Origin of the sequence: Vibrio sp. HDW18 (genome assembly GCF_011306175.1) — a bacterium.
In the GTDB taxonomy this organism is placed as follows: domain Bacteria; phylum Pseudomonadota; class Gammaproteobacteria; order Enterobacterales; family Vibrionaceae; genus Vibrio; species Vibrio chanodichtyis.
In genome coordinates this window covers 496,382-514,194 of the sequence record NZ_CP049914.1, presented here as the reverse complement: position 1 = coordinate 514,194, position 17,813 = coordinate 496,382, and the positions used below count along the sequence as shown (strand labels likewise).

Here is a 17,813-nt window from a genome sequence, read left to right as displayed (position 1 = left end):
AGTTCATTATTAAACTGATCAATGATTAAATGTGTTGCAGCGCAATTATTTTTGCACCCCTTCCACGTGCAGCTCTAATTCAACATAGCTAGAAGCACCCATAACTTGAATACCAAAATCCTGTAGCTCAAGACGAGTCGTCCCAACAAAACCAGCACGTTGTCCACCCCATGGATCTTGTCCTGCACCAATAAATTGTGCGTCGATCTGGATCTGTTTTGTTTGACCATGCAAGGTTAAATTACCGTTGATCTCAAGTTGACCATTACCTTTATCAACCACTTGGCTGCTGTTAAAGGTAGCGGTTGAATATTTAGCCGCATCAATAAAATCCGCGCTGCGGATATGTTTATCACGCTCTGCATGGTTGGAGTCTAAACTGCGAGTATCCACATTAACCTTCACACTTGCTGCACTAATATTGGCTGGATCATAACTAAACTCACCATCAAAGGTATTAAATCGGCCTTGGATATAGCTATAGCCTAAGTGGCTGACTTTAAAGTTGATCGAAGCATGTGCACCTTTAGTATCAATCACATAGTCTGCGGCATTCGCAGCCAATGGGGTCGATAGGATGGCGGTAACGGTCATCGCTATAAGGCTATTTTTCATTTTGATACTCCTGTCAGCATTTTACGTAATGTGTTGTCGCGGTTAATAAAGTGATGTTTGAGTGCCGCCGCGGCGTGCAACACCGCCATGATGATTAAGCCCCAAGCAGTGTACAAATGGACGATACCAGCTCGATCCGCTTGATGTTCAAATAATGCCCCGGCACCTGGGACAGTAAACCAATCAAAAACGTTAATCCCGCGTCCATCTTCCGTGGCAATAAGATAACCAGATACAAACAACACTAAGAGTCCGATATACATCAAATGGTGAGCACTTTTTGCTGCGATTTTTTGCCACGGCGCGCCATCAATTTGCGGAGAAGCCGTCACACTCTTCCATAAGACTCGTAGCAATGTTAATCCAACCAGTAACACACCGACTGATTTATGCCATTCCGGCGCGATGTGATACCAGGCAGTATAGTAAGAGAGATCCATCATCCACGTCCCTAAGGCAAACAGAGCGATCACCAGCAAAGCAGAGATCCAATGCAGACTACGGGCGATAAGGTTATAGTGTGGAACAGTTAACTGATTCATTGCATGCTGGCTCTTATAAAATTGCAGTTATCAAAGAGGATTGTTGCCGCTTGGCATTGATCAAGAGTATTGACCAGATCTTGCCTAGTGCCTAGCCAAGCTAACCGAAGAACTTCATCAAATTTTTAGAACAAGTGATGACACTGATCCCAATCATCCTGCTATTCACAATCTTATGCGAAATTGACGACATTCCTTTTCCATTTTCAACGTAGAAAAGCGCCAGAGATCAAGAACTCACGGTTTACCACTAGTGACAAAATGTAACTGTGCTAATCTTGTTTGGTTTTTGTTAGGGAGAACAACATCTTGCTATTGGATATCGTGACGCAAAGTATCAATGAATTTCAGGTCGATTGCCTTCGACTTTGTGAGAAGCATTATCCGACCATCCATAATCAAGGGATGAGTGAACATCACTTAGGCTTGGCTTTTGCGAGACGATTGGCGCGCACATTAAGTGAATTTGGTCATGCTTGCGAATACGCGGCATTGGAATCGACCTACCAACGGGATCTTCCTCACCATTTCCGGGTGTCCAGCGACATCGGTACGGTATGGATCCTCACTCATCACCTAATGAGTGCCGGCAAAGCGTGCCGAACGAAGTTGATGCGCGACATTGGTCAATGGCAGCAAGAGTATGCCTACGCGACTCAACCCAATGATTTATTACTGTTACTCAATGATCACTGGATGGGACGCAGCCAAAAAAGCCGCGAATTACTGCACTGGTGGACGGGCCAATTGCCCGATGAAATGGAGGAATATCATGCCCAAGGTATTGCATTACAGGAAAGTGATGCCCAATTAACCCAAACCTTGGAACACTACTACCAGATCACGCCTTGCTACATAAAGTTTGGTCATCCACTTAAACGCTCTAAAAATCAACAGCGGGTACGTAAGTATGTGCAACTTTATGCGGTATTACAGTGGATTTAAGCATTCGCGATGGCATCACCGAATTTAGGCAAAAGTGAGATAGATCGAATTTTTTAAAACCGTTTGCATACAATACATTAGAGTCGTTATTGAGCAAAAAATGATAATAATCAATACCGAACCCAATACATAGCGTTAGTATTCGTGTTATCTCTATGTATTTAAAGATATTATAAAAACAACGCACTGTTTAATTACAACTTGGCTAGGTACTTTACCACTCACATCAACAACTCAGTCTCATACTATTGAATGATGCGCGGATTGACACATTCAATATTTGGTTAATAACATGCCAATGATAAAGGTATGAGTACAGGGAAGTGTTACGCTGTTTTTGGCTAAGGATACTGAATTGTTATGGTTCTAACTGATAAACGACTCGTTCTCGATAGCATCTATTACGATGAAGATGGCGAGTATTATGCGAGATACAACGGCTTAACACTACGCAGTGTTTTTCAACCTATTTTTGATAAACAGCATCAGGTGGTTGGTGCAGAAGCATTGGTGCGGATTTATACTCAGCAACGGACTCAAATACGGCCGGATCTGTTTTTCCATTCAGATGCCTTCGCGGTCGAAGATAAGCTGAATGTCGAACGACTGAGCCGAGCGATCCACATTCGTAATTTTAACCTCTCGGCTTATCGCGATACCCGCTTATTCCTCAATGTACTACCCATCGCGGGTGAACAATTTGCCGACAGCAATATCAGCACCACCCCATTTGCCATTCAGTTGGCTAAATTGAACATCCCACATCAACGGGTAGTGATGGAATTACTTGAAGTCGAATCGAGTGATGAACAACGATTACAAATTGCCACCGCACAACTGGCGGCGAGCGGGTTTAAAATTGCGATTGATGATTTTGGTTGCCGAGCCTCAACCCCTACTCGGGTAGCGATGTTGCGACCTGATATTATCAAGTTAGACCGCCAACTGCTGTTAGATTATATGGTCGGCAATTGCACTGGATTACTGACCGGCCTGCAATTAGCCCGCAGTTCTGGTGCCGATACCGTGGTTGAAGGCATTGAAACGGCAGAACAATTATCAGCAATGCGCAAACTGAATATTCACATGTATCAAGGCTACTATCTTGGTTTACCAGAAGGGATCGCTCAAGCAGCACAAGTGGCCAATACTAATTAGCATTGAGCAGGTTTTTGTCTTATCAAGCCAAGCGGATGTTGAATATCTGCTTGGCTTGTGTGCATAAGCGGCTATTTATTCCGCGCTAAACGTTGCTGCATCACGACATAATAAAGTACGGGTATCACCACTAAAGTGAGTAGCGTAGAAACGAAAATCCCAAAGATCAAACTGATCGCCAGACCATTAAAAATCGGATCATCAAGAATAAATAGTGCGCCAATCATCGCAGCGAATCCCGTGAGCATAATTGGTTTGGCTCTTACTGCCGCTGACTGAATGACCGCTTCAGATAACTCACAGCCTAACTCGAATTGTTGGTTAATAAAATCAACCAACAAAATCGAATTGCGCACGATGATCCCAGCTAAGGCAATCATTCCAATCATCGAAGTGGCAGTAAATTGTGCTCCAAGTAATGCATGACCCGGCATCACACCAATAATCGTTAATGGGATTGGTGCCATGATGATCAGCGGCACGATGTAAGATTTAAACTGAGCAACCACTAATAAATAAATCAATAACATACCAACAGCATAAGCAATTCCCATATCACGGAACGTTTCGTAGGTGACCGTCCATTCCCCATCCCATGCTACTGCTATCGCGCTTAAACCATCCGGTTGCTGGGTGTAATACTGATCTAGCCCCATTTGTTGATCAAGTGCATGCCCAATAACAAACATGCCATATAAAGGGCTATCCAGCTCGCCGGCCATATCACCGACCACCATCACCATCGGCACTAGGTTTTTATGCACTAGGTAATCATCCATACCGGTTTGGCTTACTTCAACAAGATCCGAGAGCCGATAAGCAACACCGGTTTGACTGCTGACTTTCATATTCAGCACCAGCTCTAAGCGCACCTTGGCAGTCTCTGCGGCTTGGATCTGGATCGGGATGGGGTACTTGCTATGTTCACTGTGTAGATAAGTAATGGGCTTACCACCGATAGCAGTCGCAAGCGTATCAACAATCGAGGCATACGGCACTTGCCAAAGCGCCGCTTTACTGCGATCAATCACCACCTGCCATTGTTGATGTAACTCTGGCAGATAGATATCCACATCAACAATATCTTGAGTTTGACGGAAAATCTCCCGCACTTGGCGTGCCGCTGCATGACGAATTTCCGTGGTTGGGCCATACACTTCAGCCAGAATTGGCGACCAAACCGGTGGTCCAGGAGGTACTTCCACCACTTTCACTTTGCCACCAAAACGTTGGGCAATCTGATTGAGCTGTGGTCGAAGTTGGCGAGCAATGGTATGACTATTGCGGTGGCGCTGTTTACGCCCCAACAAATTCACTTGAATATCACCTTGATGGGATTGACTGCGCATAAAATAATGGCGCACTAAGCCATTGAAGTTAATTGGCGCTGCGGTGCCAGCGTAGATTTGGTAATCACGTACTTCGGGAACTTGATTAAGCGCCGCCCCCATTTCAAACAGTACCCGCTGGGTTTTCTCTAGTGCGCTACCTTCTGGCATATCGAGCACAATCTGAAATTCCGATTTGTTATCAAACGGCAACATTTTTAGCACTACGACTTGCAATATTGGCAGCAGTATCGATCCGATAATCAAAGCCAAAATGGTCAACAGCAAAAAGCGTCGATTACGTCTCTGCTTTGGTGCGGTGACAAAAGGCGACATAATTTTGTGAAATAGGCTATCGGTAGCTCTACCTTGTTTCGGATGATTAACCGCTTTAAGGAGCTTTCCCGCCAACCAAGGTGAAAGTACAAACGCTACCGCCAGCGAAATAAGCATCCCGATTGAAGCGTTAATCGGAATTGGGCTCATGTACGGTCCCATCAACCCAGAGACAAACGCCATAGGTAGTAGAGCTGCGATCACGGTTAAGGTCGCAAGTATGGTTGGGCCACCCACTTCATCGACGGCCGACGGGATCAATTCGGCTAATTTGTGTTTGCCGAAAGCCATATGGCGATGAATGTTCTCGACCACCACAATCGCATCATCAACCAAGATACCGATTGAAAAAATCAGCGCAAATAACGACACGCGGTTAAGGGTAAAGCCCCATGCCCAAGAAGCAAACAGCGTGATCATTAAAGTGATTATGATTGCCATCCCCACCACGATTGATTCACGCCAGCCCATAGTGAACAGCACCAAAATAACGACTGCTGTGGTGGCAAAAGCCAGTTTGCCAATCAAAGTATTGCTTTTGTCAGCGGCAGTTTGCCCATAGTCGCGCGTTATCTCGACCTCAATCCCTTGTGGGATCAATTGATTTTCAAGGCTAACTAAACGTGCTTCCACCGCTTTAGCCACCTGCACCGCGTTTTCACCATTTTTTTTCGCCACGGCAATAGTGACGGCAGGATGAATACCATCACGATTCCCTGTCCATACGTGTTGAGTGGGCGTATTGATACCAAAGGACACGGACGCCACATCGGCCAGATATACCGGTTTGCCCTGATGTACTCCGATCACCAACTGTTTCACTTGATCGATATGCGTTAAAAACTGGCCGATTTTCAACGGAAATGCTTGGTTATCGTGAGTTAAACGCAGCATGCTTGAGCTTTGATTCGCCATCGGTAAATACAGATTAAGCTGATCGATGGTTATGCCAAAACTGTTCATTTTGGTAGGATCAAGCCGCACATCAACAATGGTGTTTTGTCCACCAATGGTATAAATATCACGCGTGCCAGTGATACGTTTCAGCTCAGTTTCCAAACCATGTGCCACTTGAGTTAACTGCTGCTGATTGAAGTGGCCTGTTTTATCCGCCAAGGTTATCGCGATAATCGGCACATCTTCGATCCCCCTCGGCTTAATAATCGGCTCTCCTACCCCAACTCCTCGTGGCATCCAATCTTTATTGGAATAGAGCTGGTTATAGATCCGCACCACAGCGTCATTGCGTGAGACTCCGACTTTAAAAATTGCCACAATCACTGCTCCATCGTGTTGCGAGAAAGAGTAAATTTTGTCAATACCCTCAATCGCAGAGATCACTTGTTCCGCAGGCGTTGTCACTAAACTCTCTACTTCACGAGGTGACGCGCCGGGAAAAGGGATATATACATCAGCAAAAGTGACATCGATTTGTGGCTCTTCCTCTTTAGGAGTGATAATTATCGCGAATAGGCCCATTAACAACCCCACTAAGGCAAGCAGTGGGGTCATCGCTGAGTGTTGAAAAGCGGCGGCAATACGACCCGCTATACCAAGTCGAGTTTGCATGTTATTCACCTTTTACGCTTAAGCCATCGATCACGATTTCATCACCCAGTTCTAACCCTGCTAACACTTCGACATAATCACCGTAGATTTGTCCGACACGAATAGGATTAAGCCAACGTTGCCCATCGGTGATACGATATACGGCGGTTAATTCTGCGCGCTGTACTACGGCATGGAGGGGAACAACCAGAATTTGATGTTGACCATGATCAAATTCAGTTTTGACCCACATTCCTGGAACTAAAGCTGGCGTTTTTTCAGGTAATTCAAGACGAGTTTTAAAGGTATGTGACTGTGGATCGGCATAACGGAACAGACTCAATGAAATGGGTTTGATTCGCTCGCCTTGTGCTGTACGCACGGTGAACTGTGCAACGCAAGCCACAACCGGCTGATAACGCTGTGGTATTTCAATTTCAACCCGCAGTGCATCTAATGAAAAACCACTCACCAGTGGTGTACCCGGTGCAACCGTTTCACCTAATTCGACCATTCGCTGAGTCACGATACCATCATAAGGCGCGGTAATATTGGTATAGCCTAACGACTCTTTTGCTTGTGCTACCGCAGCCTGTGCTGATCTCACGGCCGCCTCGCTACTCTCCGCTTGGGCAGCGGCAGAGTCCATCTGCTCTTGAGAAATTGCACCTTTAGGAAACAGTTGACGATAGCGATTAAGCTGAGCTTGTGCCTGACTATTTTGCGCTTTGGCACTCTCTAACTGGGCTTGAGCAGCTTGTAATGCAGCAGATTGCTGGATCGCAGTAATCTCTAACAGTACTTGATCTTTTTTGACCCAATCATTGACATCGACAAACACTCCGACCACACGTCCAGTGGTTTGTGCTGCCAAAGAGCCTTGATTGACAGGCTGCACTACACCATCGAACTCAATCCGGTGCGAAAACGACGCTTTTTTTACCACAAAGATCTGAGGCTCTGATTGAGCATCGGCATTAACTGAGCACGCCAATAGCAATCCAATACTCCAAATTAACCCTTTCATTGATTCCCCCATTATCCCTTATCAATTAAGTATCATCACCGCCATCGGAAAACGTAGAGTGAACTAGGGACACCTGATTACACCATCCTATGGCTTATACACTAGTCGAATAATCCTGCTTGTGATGGTTTTTATGAAAGGTTTTAAATTGAGATCAATAATTTGTAGAAATTTATTATCCCGATAGAGCGTTAAAAATCGTGAATATCGACTATTCTCTAGATCAGCACGAGGCCTAGCCTATGATGAGGTGGACAATATGACGATTGAAAACGGTGTCAGAGTATTAGCCGGCAGTATGATTCTGCTCTCGGTGATCTTGACTTGGTGGGTACATAGCCAATTTTTATGGTTGACCGTCTTGGTCGGCATCAACCTGATCCAAAGCGCATTTACTGGATTTTGTCCTGCAGTATTACTGTTGAAGAAATTAGGGCTCGATGCGCGATAGTGTTTTGCAGTGATCTTGCGATCGTGATGTGAGATTAAACGGTGATATGAGATTAAACTTAAGCGGCTGACCTCGGTCAACCGCTTAGAAAAGAGCGATCAAAAACGATCAATTACCCGTTAGTTTGCAACTGAGCCAGCTTTGCAGCTGAAATCGGCTTGGTGATGAACGCTAAAACAATACACACCGCCATCATACTCGCGGAGATAATATACGCCACATCATAACCACCGCCATGGGTCATTGAGTAACCCACCACAGCCGCACCAATCGCGCCGCCAATCCCCCACGAGGTATACAGCACGCCGTAATTGGTCCCGTAGTTTTTCAGACCATAAAACTCAGCCGTAATCGATGGGAAAACCGCCAACAGCGTACCATAGCCAACCGCCGCAATTGCAGTGCCAATGATCAGGGTGAATTCTGAATCGAATGTCGCAAACAGCACCATGTTGACGCCTTGCAGTAAGAAAGCCAGCAACAGAGTGCGCACTCCACCAATTTTATCCGACAGCATTCCCGCAGCGACACGGCCACCAGAGTTAAAAATCGCCAAGATCGAGGCCAGATAAACGGCATTTGGCAAGCTTGCCTGCACACTTGCAATATTGGTGATGTTACCAATAATCATTAAACCGACCGAAGCCGCAAGCGCATACATCACCCATAAGGTATAGAATTGTGGGGTTTTCAGCATCGCTTTCCAGTTTAGATTCACTGGGTTGCTTGCCACTTTGGCTTGCTGACCCGCCTTCAATTTCGGTTCAACTGGTTGATAACCTTCCGGTGGATTGTTAATCGTGCAAGCCAGTGGCACTGCGATCACCAATACGCCAGCACCCAAGATCATAAAGCTGGTTTGGATACCTAAATGAGTGATCAAAGTTGAAGTCAGAGGCGCAAGATAAATCGCCGCCAAACCAAAACCTGCGGCAATCAAGCCGTTGACCATGCCTTTTTTGCTCGGGTGGAACCATTTCATCGCCGAAGGCGATAAACATGCATAACCAAAACCGATGCCAGCACCGGTAATCACCCCAAAGGTGATATTCAGCATCAATACTGAAGAAGCAAAACCTGAGGCAATCATACCCAAACCAGTTAAGGTTGTTCCTAAAATCAGGATGTTACGTGGCCCCATTCGGTCTTGCAAAATCCCCGCAACTAACAGGCAGACAGAAAAAGCAATCGTCGCAATCGCATAAGGTGAAGAAGCATCCGTTGCGCTCCAACCAAAGTCAGTCACTAGGGCTTTGTTAAATACGCTCCAGGCATAAAGAATGCCAAGACAAAGGTTGATACAGAAACCCGCCAGCAGAATGCGCATAGCTTTATCAATCTTGCTCATTGTTTGTGATACTCAGTCAAAAATTAGAATAGACAACCCATCGGTTATCGGCATTTGTTCAAAATTACTTTGCAAAATTCAACGCTTTTGACAAAGTACGCGGATTATAGCCAATAGCTTGATGATTGGAATTACTTTTTGTTTACCGATAAAAAACTCTTATGCGTGACAAAAATCCCGCGGCTAATCACAACCCAATGTTAGCCAATTGTATCCAACCATTACTCGATTAAATGGGTAAAAACCCATCCACAGCACTGCGTGAAAATATGGTTAATTCTGCGTTTATTTTCTTCCAAAACTGAGAAAAAACTCTATCATGGCTCGTTTTTTTTCAACCGCGTAGAGATGATATGAATCAGCAACTATTAAAAATGGCACTAGTGGCGGGATTAGGTGTAACTTCCCTGACTGGCTGCATGGGACAAATGGCAACCACGGGATTGGTCAACAAGTTCAACTTGGAAGTTGTCGATAACCGTTATGCACGTGAAGGTCTATTCTTGCTGCTTTCTCCGGTATATGGCATCGCGAGTACTGCTGACCTGTTTATTTTCAACTCAATTGAATTTTGGACCGGCAAAAACCCAATTTCTGGCAAATCACCTGCCGTGGTTGATCTGCCAGCTAAAGCTATCTTTAAAGTGAATGATCAATTGGATCGCTCTTTGACCGAAGCACCTTTGCAAACGCAAGTATTGCCAATCGAAAAAGCCACCATGCAACAACTGGATCCACAAACCTTGCAGATGGAAGTGACTTACATCGACGGTTCACGCAAAGTGTTGCGTGGCGAAAAAAACCAAGATGACGTGGCATTTTATCTCGATGGTAAACTGCTGACCGTAGTTAACCATCAAGAGTTGGATGCCTACATCGCGGCTAACCATATCTGAACATTCGATCTCCAGTCATAATCAACACCATCCTGGCCGATCAGACAACGCATAACCTCGCACATGGCGAGGTTATTTCCTCTCCGCTCTCGCTCGCCAAAATCCACTGCCAAGGAAAAGTGATTTAGCGCTCATGCAAAGGGCGCTATGCCGCGCCACAATATGCTAGACTGCGAAAAATTTTTTGAGAGACCAGTCATGACAGACGCAGCATTCCCCCCACAAGATCAAGAAATCGAAATTGAAGCGATTGGTGTCGAAGTTTCTAATCAACCGATTGAACTGTATAAAGTGCTCAAAATCGCAAGCGCCGTCAGTGGAGGCGGTGAAGCCAAGCATGTGATCAGCGAAGGTTATGTATGGGTCAATGGTGAAGTCGAAACTCGCAAACGTTGTAAAGTGTTTGATGGTGATTTGATTGAATTTAACCAAGAATTTTATGTGGTGATCTGTGACGCTCCGGTTACTGAAGCGCCTATCAGCAAGGTTGCGGTCGAACCGAAGCAAGCCAAGCAAACTCAGCCATCGTTGCCAGCCAAGGCTAAGCCGAGCCGCAAACCAAAGCAGATAACATCCAACACGGCGCCCCCTAAAGCCAATACTAAGCCAAAAAAACCGCGAAAAAACCATGATGATAAGCCGTCATCATCTGAGCGTAGCGCAATTCGCTTTTTTTAATCATTCGACAGGTTATGCGACGCTATGCCTTTTATCCTGAATTGGTGACTTTCATCATGAGCCAGAGATCACTCTGGCTCAAGTGTGAGGTAATCATTACCTCACACAGCGGGCGGGATGGGCTTGATAAACCGGAAGTATCGCAATTGTCCGTGAGAGATCAGCAATCCGAGTGCTGTGGGATGGATGGGTCGATAACAATTCCGGAGGCTGCTGGCCACCTGAAGCTTTAGCCATGTTTTTCCACAATTCAATACTCTGATTAGGGTCAAATCCTGCTTTGGCCATTAGCGCAAGCCCTAACACATCCGCTTCTGATTCTTGGCTGCGGCCATAAGGCAAAATCACCCCATATTGCACCCCTACCCCTAACGCGGCCATCGTTACGTTACGGTATTGGCTATATTCCGATGCGCCTAATGCAATATCGGTCAGTTGCAATCCAGCGTTGGCGAGCTGCGATTGTGATAAACGCTCATTACTGTGATTGGATAATACATGCGCCACTTCATGGCCAATCACCGTTGCTAATTGATCTTGGTTGACCGCCACCTTAAGCAGCCCAGTATACACACCAATTTTGCCACCAGGCAGGGCAAAGGCATTGACTTGATCACTTTCAAACACTACAACTTCCCACTGTGCAAAACTGGGTTGTTTGGGTACCTGCGCCACAATCGCATTGGCCACACACTGAACATAAGCATTGATTTTCGCTTGTTGGCTAACAGGAGTTTGCTTTTTCATCTCAGCAAAAGATTGTACGCCAAGCTGACTCATATCCTGTTCAGAAAACAGCAATAATTGATTTCTTCCAGTTGGCGATGCAGCGCAAGCAATTAAGCCAACCGCTATCAATAAAGCCAGTATCAAGCGAGTCTGGTGCATGAAATGCTCCTTAAGTTCACAACAATAAATGTTAATCCTAGGAAAGCATAATGTTACAACGCACTAACTTAAAGCTAAAATCACACGGTTAGTGATAAAATTGTTCATCAAACGTGGGCAATGATCCGGATCTGTGCGTTCGCTCGGAGTCGCTCGCGATCAGGATCGGCTGGCGATAATACAAAGCACCGCGCTCACGAATCGTCGCCAGCGCGGTGCTATCCATTTAGTGCTGATCAAGCATTAGAACTTCATTTGTACCCCAGCCAGATAAGCCAGCTCGACATCATCACCATTGGTATGAGAGATTTCAGAGAATACGCTTAAACGTTTGAAATTAGGCACATAGTAAGTGGCATTGGCATACCACTCCTTGATTTCTGACTCGGACTCGGGTTTGTTGCTCACATAACCGAGTGCAATATCAATTGAATCGCTTACGCTAAATACGGTGGCTAAGTTATACACTTTAAAGGTGCTGTCTTCTGCATCGTCTTTGGTTTGTGAATAATCGGCAGCAAATAGCGCAAATCCAGCATCGTAAGCCATACTCAGCCCATAACTTTGGAATTTATCCCCTTCATCGACAAAATTTTGATAAGCAGCGGCTAGCTCAAAATCCCCAACCTCGACCGCTGCAAAGGCATCAAAGGATCGCGTGGTTTCGTTGTCTTTGTTTTTAACGGGTAAGTCGGTCGATAGGATCAGTTCAAACGGTTTAAAATCCATTTTCAACAAAATCACATTTTTGCCTTCATCTTCAGGAAAAGCGACATCGTCAGAATCCATTTCATAATCTTCGGCAATACCGAATTCATCCGATGCATAATCTTGCTTACCCAGCGTCAGCAACATATTGCGATATTCAAAACCAACTAAAGCATTTTTTAATTCCACACTATCTTCAGATTTATTCGCCGCATCTGAAAAATCAAACGTTAGCTCACCAAACATAGTTAAATCTTGATTCACGGCATAAGAAACAATATTACTAAGCTCTAACGAATCAAAATTGAACTGCGCATCTTGATATTTATTATTATCTTTTTGGAGTTGAACTTGAAAATCACCTTTCATATCAAAAGTGATCCCATTTTTTTCAACTAAAGTGGCTGCATTTGCGCTTGCCGTCATCATGGCTAATATGAGTGCAGATTTTACAAATTTCATTTTAATTTCCATATTGATGTATTTAAATTCAAGATAAGCAGCATCCCACCTAAATAAAGTGTCATTGAAAGCTATCCTGACTATTTTTAATTAAACCATTCCCTGTGCACATTTTTTACTGTGCACAAACTCATCGTATTATGATTTTTTATTAATGATTAACTCTTCACTATAACAACGTTTAAGCTCAGTTAAGCTGTAAAAATATTGCGTACCAGGATAAACCGCACAGCCAGCTTTAAACGCGATCTCTTTTTCGTTGTAAAACATTTTCACTAATGTTTCGCTACCATTAGCGCTATTTTTATACACGTCCCATTGAATATTGGCAGAATAAGGCGTAACCCAACCACCGCGCCATTCATTATTTTGCTGACTATACAGAATGTTAGGATTGGCCTGTTGCGTGCTACCCTCAACTTTTAATAAAGCCGCCAACGGCATGATCTGCTCAGCATGGGCAAAACGCAGCTTGGCAACATGTGGATAGGCTTGCTGGCCATTAGCTACCGCTTCAACTTGATTAAACATGTCTTTTAACAGTGGTTTAGCAATGTTATAGGTTACGCCATGACCATTCGCAAAGCTCGGCCCTTTCTCATAAAAATCTTCAGCATCCGATTGATAAGAGAACCAGGCAGACTCTTCAGGAGTAATAAACTGCTCTAAATTCCATGCTGCACCTTGCGCTTGCGCTTCACGCAACATACCAGGGCCAATGATGAATAAGTTGTATAGCATTGAAGCCGCATCCACTTCACTTTGCACATACTTCCAATCATCTTCCTTTTCACCAGGCTGGCGAGTATTGGTTTTAATGCAATTCTCTTGGCTGAGATCGCATTTTTTATCACGTGAAACTTCATTTTCTAAAAAATCGACAAACGGTTTGGTATAAATCCGCTCTAACATCTGGCGAGACAGTTGTTTGGTTTGCGGTAATTCCTCCAGTGCATCGAGCGTGTCATCCAATTGGTCGGAATCTTGGAATTTTTTGTATGCCGCGAAGTTAGCTGCGTATTGCTTATAGTCGGCACTCTTCGCTGGATCTTTCTTGTGGAAATACAGCTCATACGGATTAACCAACTGCTTATCGATTGACTCAGGCTCAGTTTGCGCCTGATAGCATTGCGCTGCGTTGTCATTCACATAAGCGACATCTTGCGCTAGGGTTTGCATGAAATAGTGTGCGGTTTGGTTAGCGCGCTCTTTACCAGAGGTTTGCACCTGAATGCAAACTGGCTGATTGGCATCCTGAGTCAGAATCGAATTCAGACGCTGTGCCATACGAGTCGCAATACCCGCTGGCTCCTCTTCACCGATCTTGGTTAACAGGCCATAACCCAATTTTTGGTTAGCAGCGATCACTTGATCAATCGCAGGCCCAAGCTTTTTACCCAGCTCGGTCAGTTGACCACGTTGCTTGGCTAACTCCCAAACTTGCTTGCTCAAAATATCGTATTTAGGGCTAGAAAGTGCACGGGCACCATGGCGTTCAACCAATTGTGAGTAAACCACTTGATAACCCGCTGGCGCCGCTTCATAAGTCGCCGCATCTTGTTGTGCGGCGTAAATCGCCTTACTGCTGTACTGATAAGATCCTGAAGCGTTTGCTGCAGTTACCACCGCGCTCATACCACAGCTCAACGCGGCAATGATCGATGATGCAATAAGAGTATGTCGTGTCATTACTATTCCTTAGTATCGAATAAATGGATGCCCTTCATTCAAGAAGAGACAGCACGAACCTTAACTTTGCTTTATGACATATCTATTTCAATGACGACTTTTTTGCACCCATGTGCAAAAGGTTCATATAACTGTCATTTTATTTAACTAGGCTAACGCCATCAAATAGACGAAATGGAAAGCATTGTGTTAGAAACCACCCATCCTACTTCGGTGCCAGTCAGTATTTTTAAGCGAATTAAACATCGCATGGCAATCATGCGCCATGAACCAGCGAATATATTAGCATTACTGCTGTTGCTATTTTTTGCCTACTTAATTGTTGCCCCGGTATTATCAATCGCGATTGATGCTTTCATTGTTCATCCTGGTGATGAAATGCGTACGCAGCAAATGGAAGGGGAAATAACCGATTATTATTTCTCACGGCTGATGACATCACCGATGTCAGCCTTATTATTATGGCAGCCATTGCAACATACTTTAACCATGGCCAGCGTCACGGTATTTTTTGCACTATTATTTGGCATCACACTAGCGTGGTTAATTAATCGCACCGATATGTTCGGTCGAAAATGGTTTGCTACAGCATTAATTGTTCCATTTATGCTGCCATCATGGACATTTGCCCTTGCCTGGACCACGATTTTTAAAAATCACACCGTCGGCGGCCAGCCCGGTTGGCTAGAAGCGATGGGCATCGCCACCCCAGACTGGTTGGCTTATGGCCTGTTCCCGATGATCGTGATCTTAGTGATCCACTATATACCGCTGGTGATCCTGATTGTCGGCAATGCGCTACGCCGCTTAGATTCACAATTAGAGGATTGCGCTCGCATCCTAGGTGCGGATCGCAAAACCATCTCGTTAAAGATTGTACTGCCGCTCGTGCGCCCAGCCTTGCTCTCTTCCGCGCTACTGATCTTTGCTGATTGCATTGGTGAATTTGCCGTGCCTTATATTCTTGGGCTACCGATCAATTTCAATACCTTATCGACCACCCTTTACCGCGCACTTGACTCTCGCCAAAGCGGCGTGGCCGCCATGGTCGCCTTAGTGATTATGCTGATTGGCATCGTCACCTTACTGATCGACATTCGAATGATGAAAGAAGCGCGCCGATTTGTCACCGTCGGCGGCAAAGGACAAATGGATCGTCTCAACCGACTCGGTTTAATGCGCCTACCGGCAAGCAGTCTCGCCACTCTGTTTGTGATGATTGGCGTCGCTATTCCCCTGCTAACTCTATTTATGTCAACCATTATGATTTTGCCGGGGCGCTTTACGCTCGAAAATTTCACCTTCGATTACTGGATTGGCGAAAACCTTGACACCTTAGCCATGCATCAAGGGATCTTGTTAACACAGGAATTTTGGGATGCAGCTTGGAACACGGTGATGATTGTGGGCAGCGCGTCACTGGTCTCTGGCGTACTGGGTTTATTGGTCGGTTATGCGGTACTGCGGTGTGGCTTGCCATGGATGGGGCAATGCCTAAAACAAGTCACCTTTATGCCTTATTTGGTGCCTGGGATTGCTTTTGCCGCCGCGTTTTTATCGCTGTTCGCGGTCAGCCGTGGCCCGATCCCAGCCCTGTATGGAATGCCGATCTTATTGATTATCGCGCTGATCGCCGAGCAGATGCCGTTTGCGAGTCGATCCGGTATCGCCGCCATGGCTCAGTTAGGTAAAGAGCCAGAAGAAGCGGCGCGCATTGCGGGGGCAAACTGGCTGAGCCGTTTAACCCACATTATTATCCCCATTCAAGCCGCACCATTAGCAACTGGCATCTTATTGCCCTTTATTTCCGGAATTAAAGGGGTGAGTCTATTTATTATTCTCGCCATTCCAGCCACCGACGTCCTCACCACCTATTCACTCAGATTGATTGACTACAACTACGACCAAGCCGCTAATGCCGTGGTGCTGATCATTGCTCTGGTGGCATGGGGAGGAACCATTTTAATCCAACGCATTTCAGGCACTGGCCTGGCTCAAGGATTGGAGAGTTAATATGCCGACCATTACTTTATCTAAACTGAACAAAATCTATCCGGGTGCCAACACGGCAGCGGTAAAAGCGCTCGATCTGACGGTTAATCATGGCGATTTTATGTGCTTACTCGGTCCATCCGGCTGCGGTAAAACCACCATTTTACGCATGATCGCCGGCATCGAACACACCACCGGCGGCCATATTGCGATTGATGATCGCATCATGGATTCGGTCGCAAGCGGCTGTTTTATCCCGCCAGAAAAACGGGGGCTTGGGCTTGTGTTTCAAAGCTACGCATTGTGGCCACATATGACGGTGGAACAAAATGTTGAATTTGGTCTGAAGCTGAAAAAATTACCCAAGCAAGAACGGCGAGCCCGCTGCTTAGATGTAATGGAAAAACTGCGCATTGATCAGTATGCCCATCGCTATCCCTCTCAGCTTTCTGGCGGACAACAACAGCGAGTAGCGTTAGCACGCATGCTGGCGGTTAATCCGGGAGTGCTGTTACTGGATGAGCCGTTATCTAACTTGGATGCTGCGCTGCGCTTAGAAATGCGCGCGGAACTGCGCCGCATCCACCAAACGTTTGGTACCACGATTGTCTTTGTTAGCCATGATCAATGGGAAGCGATGACATTAGCCACCACCATCGCCGTGATGAGTGAAGGTGAATTACAGCAAGTCGGCTTACCGGATGAGATCTACTCTTCACCCGCTAACCGTTTCGTGGCCGAGTTTATTGGCACACCGAAGCTAAACATGCTGGAGGTTAGCCAGTGTAGTACATCGCTTACCGAGCAAACCGTGCTCAATCACAGCGAAGTGAGACGTCAACTCCATCAGCGCTATCGTGATCTTAACCAAGCGCAGCACTGTGGCATTCGACCGGAAGCCGTTATCGTGCATCGCGAAAAAACGCTCGGCAGCATTGCAATGAGTGTTGAATCGATCATCCCAACCGGCGGCAGTTGGGTGGTAGAGCTGGTCGCCGGGCACGATCGTCTATGTCATTCAACCCAAGTGCGACCAAATTACCAAGCTGGGCAGCAGGTGTACGCCGAATTGCCCGATCACGCCTTGCATTTTTTTGACCCAAGCGGAGTAAGAGTGGAACTGTCACCCACGCTCTCGCAACCGATGAAACGCAACACCACGATTGGCTATGCCGCTTTAGCATAACTAAACCCAACTCTAG

At 45.7% G+C, this 17,813-nt stretch carries 15 protein-coding genes; 7 read left to right on the top strand and 8 right to left on the bottom strand.

Annotated features, from left to right (window positions below):
• Nucleotides 1-45 precede the first annotated feature (45 nt).
• Both G7083_RS14065 and G7083_RS14060 read right to left on the bottom strand, forming a co-directional pair.
• Complete coding sequence (locus G7083_RS14065; protein WP_166015441.1) at nt 46-615, bottom strand: YceI family protein; 570 nt, start codon at nt 613-615, stop codon at nt 46-48.
• A complete protein-coding gene (locus G7083_RS14060) occupies nt 612-1,157 on the bottom strand; it encodes a cytochrome b (protein ID WP_166015440.1) in 546 nt (181 codons plus the stop codon). The genes G7083_RS14065 and G7083_RS14060 overlap by 4 nt, the downstream gene beginning before the upstream one ends.
• Before the next feature lie 309 nt (nt 1,158-1,466).
• Between G7083_RS14060 and G7083_RS14055 the strand changes: the two genes are divergently transcribed.
• Nucleotides 1,467-2,102, top strand: a complete 636-nt coding sequence (locus G7083_RS14055) for a hypothetical protein (RefSeq protein ID WP_166015439.1) — start codon at nt 1,467-1,469, stop codon at nt 2,100-2,102.
• Nucleotides 2,103-2,462: 360 nt separating this feature from the next.
• Entirely contained in the window at nt 2,463-3,260 is a 798-nt protein-coding gene (locus tag G7083_RS14050; protein ID WP_166015438.1) for an EAL domain-containing protein, read from the top strand.
• Between the two features lie 71 nt (nt 3,261-3,331).
• On the opposite strand, the gene G7083_RS14045 is transcribed toward G7083_RS14050, so the two are convergent.
• Together G7083_RS14045 and G7083_RS14040 are read right to left on the bottom strand one after the other, a co-directional pair.
• Nucleotides 3,332-6,493 (bottom strand): efflux RND transporter permease subunit, encoded by a 3,162-nt coding sequence (locus G7083_RS14045; protein WP_166015437.1) that lies wholly within the window; start codon nt 6,491-6,493, stop codon nt 3,332-3,334.
• A gap of 1 nt (nt 6,494) precedes the next feature.
• Nucleotides 6,495-7,499, bottom strand: coding sequence for an efflux RND transporter periplasmic adaptor subunit (locus tag G7083_RS14040; protein ID WP_166015436.1), 1,005 nt, complete (start codon nt 7,497-7,499; stop codon nt 6,495-6,497).
• Between the two features lie 259 nt (nt 7,500-7,758).
• On the opposite strand from G7083_RS14040, the gene G7083_RS14035 reads away from it, so the two are divergent.
• Nucleotides 7,759-7,950: a DUF2892 domain-containing protein gene (locus tag G7083_RS14035; RefSeq protein WP_166015435.1), complete on the top strand. Its 192-nt coding sequence runs from the start codon at nt 7,759-7,761 to the stop codon at nt 7,948-7,950.
• A 112-nt stretch (nt 7,951-8,062) separates the two neighbouring features.
• On the opposite strand, the gene G7083_RS14030 is transcribed toward G7083_RS14035, so the two are convergent.
• Nucleotides 8,063-9,298 carry an OFA family MFS transporter gene (locus G7083_RS14030; RefSeq protein ID WP_166015434.1) on the bottom strand — a complete coding sequence of 412 codons (1,236 nt, stop codon included), beginning with the start codon at nt 9,296-9,298 and terminating at the stop codon, nt 8,063-8,065.
• A gap of 353 nt (nt 9,299-9,651) precedes the next feature.
• On the opposite strand from G7083_RS14030, the gene G7083_RS14025 reads away from it, so the two are divergent.
• Together G7083_RS14025 and G7083_RS14020 are read left to right on the top strand one after the other, a co-directional pair.
• Complete coding sequence (locus tag G7083_RS14025) at nt 9,652-10,194, top strand: DUF3332 domain-containing protein (protein WP_166015433.1); 543 nt, start codon at nt 9,652-9,654, stop codon at nt 10,192-10,194.
• 198 nt (nt 10,195-10,392) lie between these two features.
• The gene (locus tag G7083_RS14020) at nt 10,393-10,872 is read left to right on the top strand and encodes an RNA-binding S4 domain-containing protein (protein ID WP_166015432.1); all 480 of its coding nucleotides are present in this window, start codon (nt 10,393-10,395) and stop codon (nt 10,870-10,872) included.
• A gap of 96 nt (nt 10,873-10,968) precedes the next feature.
• On the opposite strand, the gene G7083_RS14015 is transcribed toward G7083_RS14020, so the two are convergent.
• The 3 genes from G7083_RS14015 to G7083_RS14005 all read right to left on the bottom strand — a co-directional run bounded on the left by G7083_RS14015 (nt 10,969) and on the right by G7083_RS14005 (nt 14,619).
• Complete coding sequence (locus tag G7083_RS14015) at nt 10,969-11,760, bottom strand: M48 family metallopeptidase (protein ID WP_166015431.1); 792 nt, start codon at nt 11,758-11,760, stop codon at nt 10,969-10,971.
• A gap of 243 nt (nt 11,761-12,003) precedes the next feature.
• Entirely contained in the window at nt 12,004-12,930 is a 927-nt protein-coding gene (locus G7083_RS14010) for a porin (protein ID WP_166015430.1), read from the bottom strand.
• Nucleotides 12,931-13,068: 138 nt separating this feature from the next.
• Nucleotides 13,069-14,619 (bottom strand): histidine-type phosphatase, encoded by a 1,551-nt coding sequence (locus G7083_RS14005; RefSeq protein ID WP_166015429.1) that lies wholly within the window; start codon nt 14,617-14,619, stop codon nt 13,069-13,071.
• Nucleotides 14,620-14,868: 249 nt separating this feature from the next.
• On the opposite strand from G7083_RS14005, the gene G7083_RS14000 reads away from it, so the two are divergent.
• Together G7083_RS14000 and G7083_RS13995 are read left to right on the top strand one after the other, a co-directional pair.
• Nucleotides 14,869-16,632, top strand: a complete 1,764-nt coding sequence (locus tag G7083_RS14000) for an iron ABC transporter permease (RefSeq protein WP_240911956.1) — start codon at nt 14,869-14,871, stop codon at nt 16,630-16,632.
• A 1-nt stretch (nt 16,633) separates the two neighbouring features.
• On the top strand, nt 16,634-17,797 hold the full coding sequence (locus G7083_RS13995; protein WP_166015427.1) for an ABC transporter ATP-binding protein: 1,164 nt from the start codon (nt 16,634-16,636) through the stop codon (nt 17,795-17,797).
• Nucleotides 17,798-17,813: the final 16 nt, after the last annotated feature.